We start from the raw sequence: 3,390 nt of genomic DNA on the forward strand, positions 1-3,390 counted from the left end.
TTAAGCTTATTTTATATGGAAAGGAGTCCAAAACTGTTCAAGTTAAAACTTCGTACAACAACGGTAACTGTTGCACAACTCCTTTTTTCGGGAAAAAATATAAAAATATCTCCTCGTTTAAGCCTTTTTAAGCGAGGTTTATTTTTTGAAAAGCATACTGAATTCTAAAATTTGAGTAGCTTAAAATTGATTCTTTTAGTTCAAAATGATGTCGTTTTATAAAAGTGTAGTTCTTCCCTCGTTTTAGGGAAATAACTTGGGCTAAAACACTCGATATTTTGTAGCTAAAACGCAAGTATTTCTTCAAGTTGTAGGATAAACTTGACATTATAACATGTTTATTAGCTTGAGCCATTCCTCGACTGTTGATTTTTTTCATATTAAAGAAATTAATCAAGGTTCCTAGAACGGGTTCTACTGTAGCACTTCGACGTTTCATTAACTTGCGATGATAGGCTTTGTTTTTGGTAAGTTTCTCATGCATTTTATCGTAAAGTGGTTTATGAATGCTTTCTTCTAATTTTTTAAACTTAGTTACTTTTCCACAGCAGCTTTCTCGTAATGGACATTTTCCACAATCTTGTTCGCTACTTCTGTAAGCTTTCTTTTCGTAACCTTTGCTGTCTTTAAAAATACGTTTGAAGGGTAAAAATGCTTTGTTACCCCCCTCTTGAATACATTCGTAACGATTTTCTATTTTATTGAAAATAAATCCTTTTCGTTCTGGTTTATATTGTCCGAAGTTGGGAATCCAAGCATTCAGATTTTTGTCTTTACAATATTGTAAACTTGCTCCACTACTATAACCAGCATCGGCTAGTACTTCCCCGATTTCAATGCTATTTTGATTTAAATTTTCTATGGTTTGATCCATGATTTCTGAAAATATGGCACTGTCTTTACTACCAGCGGTACTGGCACAAGCGCCTGTGATTACGTGACACTTGTCGTCAACTGCTAATTGACCAGCATAATTTAAATGACGTGGTTTCCCTGGTTTGGTTGAGATTTTTGCATCGGGATCAGTCGGACTATAATGGGTATGATTACTTAAAAATTTAGGTCGAATTGCTTCGCCATCTTCATTTTCTTGAGGTGTTTTTACATGTCCTGGCATTCCTTTAAAAGCTTCTTCTTTCCAATTGTGATGTTGATTTACTAACTTTTCACGTTTGGATGTTACTTTGAATTCTGAGTTTTCTTCCAATTCATTTACAAAAGCTGAAGCATCATTAAGAACTTCTTTTTCAACCAGCGAATCCATGCTCGCATTAGCTTTGATAAAGGCTGAATCTACCGCTTGACGTTTACCTGAAACCATACCTTTTCCTACACATAAGCTTAAGATAAGTTGAAAAAGTTGCAAGAATACTTCTTCACCAAAAAGAGCACGAGTTCGACTGATAGTCGAATGCCAAGGTAATTCTTCGTTTAAATCATAACCTAAAAACAATCGAACATCTAAACAATTACTGCAATAGCGAATCAGTGCTCTGTCGCTATTGATGTTGTTTAAATAACCAACTAATAAAATCTTGAAAAACACCACCGGATCAATGCTTTCTTGACCTTGAGTTCCGTAATATTTTTGTGTTGATTTGTACAGAAAATGTAAATCTAGTTCTTGATTTACTCGGCGATAAAAGTTATCGCATGGAACTAATCTGTCCAAGCTTAGTTCGTAAAATAGTTGTGGGGTAAAATCTTTTCGTCCTTGCATACAGCAATATACGAATTTTTTATCTATTTTTGAGTTGTGCAACAAGCACAACGTATTGGCAAAATTGCGAGTTAAGTGATTATATTAAGTTTGTTTCTTTTTATGTCGCAATCGCTATTTTTATTTTTCAATTTATTAAATTTAAAAAATTAAAATGCGTTGCTCAGTTTTGGCAATTTATGAAGTTAGTGATGTTTTTTACGCAACTTCGCCAATACGATCAACGTTGTGTGCAATTTTGGCAAAAAAACCGAACAAAGAAATCCAACCTTTAATTGATTTTTTGCATCTAAGTAAATAAAAGTCGAAATATGAAAAAATTATTGATATTGAACTTATTGCTTTTGGTATTTCAATATTCTGAGGCACAATCCCTTATAGGAAAATGGAAAATAAACACTCTAATAACTAAAGCTGAAACAGAAGAATATATATTACACCCGAATAGCGAAGGCAGTTTAGGTTTTTATGGAAATAATTTATTTATAAACTCTGACGGAACTTTTACTAGTGCTTATGGTGCACCTTGTGGAAACGATTGTTTTACAACAACCACTGGTAAATACGAATTTAAAGATAATACTCATATTCGATTTCATTTAAAAAAAATTACCCGTCAAGGAGAGTGTATTGGAAGTTCAGAACCGAATGTAGATTTGGGATTATTTTACATTCACAATGATAAAGACAAAATTAGACTTATTAAAAGCAATGGAAATATACAACAAGATAAAATGAAAATATCTTATTGGGATTTATGCGATTCTGTTTATGATGAAACTAAAAAATATGAAAACCTTATATCTTGGGAATGGTTGCCACATAATAATTTTGATAGAAATTCGCTAAAAGATGTTATTGCTTTTTATATGAATAAACATAATATAGAAAGTTACGAAATTTTATACTCAAGAGCAACCTCTGATAATCGTTACATCATCACTATTATAGATATTAAACATCAAATCAGTTCTATATTACAACCAATAGGATTTGGTCAAGTAGGTTTATATAGCAATGATATTATCAAGAATATTGACAAAATAGTTAACGAAATAAATAATAGTAAAAAATTGAAGGAGGCAAGTAGAAAAAAATTTTATGACGAAAAAGCAAATTCAAATACTACAATTAATGCTTATTATAAGAAAAAACAAATTCTTAAATTTATTCACAAAGAGGATTTCACCAATGAAAGTTCAATTATTACAACTATATACTTTCAAAATGAGAATCCCATTTATTTTGAAGTAAAAAAAATTATAAAACAAAACGAAATAGAAACATTTTCCGCAATTGATTTTTATGTCCGAGATTGGTCAAATAATAACATAATCATTAAAGAAATTGAGCATAATGCTGGTGAAATTAGATTTTCTGACCGAAGTATCGATAAATTTAGACAACTTGTTGAACAGTCAAAGAAAATATAAATAAAAACTGCACACAACAACGTATTGGCAAAATTGCGAGTTAAGTGATTATATTAAGTTTGTTTCTTTTTATGTCGCAATCGCTATTTTTATTTTTCAATTTATTAAATTTAAAAAATTAAAATGCGTAGCTCAGTTTTGGCAATTTATGAAGTTAGTGATGTTTTTTTCGCAACTTCGCATTCTATGGATAAAAACAAACTTTTTTCAAGTTTTTTTTCTATTTATTTATGCTGC

Annotated in this window: 2 protein-coding genes; one reads left to right on the forward strand and one right to left on the reverse strand. The window is 30.8% G+C overall.

Annotation, left to right across the window (positions count from 1 at the left end; genetic code table 11):
- Positions 1-127: 127 nt before the first annotated feature.
- Entirely contained in the window at positions 128-1,720 is a 1,593-nt protein-coding gene (locus tag EG240_RS16150; protein WP_235830413.1) for an IS1182 family transposase, read from the reverse strand.
- Positions 1,721-2,031: 311 nt separating this feature from the next.
- Here EG240_RS16150 and EG240_RS16155 point away from each other — a divergent pair, with 311 nt between their 5' ends.
- Positions 2,032-3,153: a hypothetical protein gene (locus EG240_RS16155; RefSeq protein WP_125020359.1), complete on the forward strand. Its 1,122-nt coding sequence runs from the start codon at positions 2,032-2,034 to the stop codon at positions 3,151-3,153.
- The last annotated feature ends 237 nt before the right edge of the window (positions 3,154-3,390 follow it).

Source organism: Paenimyroides tangerinum (assembly GCF_003865405.1).
Lineage (GTDB): Bacteria > Bacteroidota > Bacteroidia > Flavobacteriales > Flavobacteriaceae > Flavobacterium > Flavobacterium tangerinum.